Below are 696 nucleotides of genomic sequence, written 5' to 3' on the forward strand. Positions count from 1 at the left end.
GAGAAGTTCAAGCGATATTTAACTCGCTTCTATTTTTAATTTGTGGTTTCCTTGTCATGTTCATGGCAGCAGGTTTTGCGATGTTAGAATCTGGTATGGTAACTTCAAAAAGTGTATCAGTAATTTGTGCTAAAAATATAGGTCTATATTCAATTGCCGGAATTATGTTTTGGCTTTTTGGTTATAATTTAGCTTATGGAATTCCTGAAGGAGGATACATTGGAACATTTACACCTTGGTCAGATGCAAGTGCAGTTGATACAGGTTATGCTGATGGATCAGACTGGTTCTTCCAAATGGTATTCTGTGCAACAACAGTTTCAATTTGTTCAGGTGCTATGGCTGAAAGAATTAAGCTATGGCCGTTTTTCTTATTTGCAGCTATTTTAGCTGGAGTAATTTATCCAATCGTTATGGGTTGGCAATGGGGTGGAGGCTGGTTAGCAGAACTAGGCTTCTCTGATTTTGCCGGTTCAACATTAGTACACTCAACAGGTGGTGCAGCTGCTCTAGCAGGTATCATGTTGTTAGGTGCTAGATATGGAAGATTTGATAGTAAAGGTGAGGCAAAAGCAATTAAACCTTTTGCTGCTTCTTCAATTCCATTAGTAACTGTTGGAGTATTTATATTATGGTTAGGTTGGTTTGGATTCAATGGTGGATCTCAACTAGCTATTGGAACATTTGATGATGCAG

1 pseudogene is annotated in these 696 nt (G+C 38.2%); it reads left to right on the plus strand.

What is annotated here, in order from left to right:
- Nucleotides 1–696, plus strand: a pseudogene (locus tag AMN88_RS01965) (ammonium transporter); the annotation flags it as partial.

It is taken from the genome of Candidatus Pelagibacter communis (assembly GCF_001180165.1).
Classification (GTDB): Bacteria; Pseudomonadota; Alphaproteobacteria; order Pelagibacterales; family Pelagibacteraceae; genus Pelagibacter; species Pelagibacter ubique_P.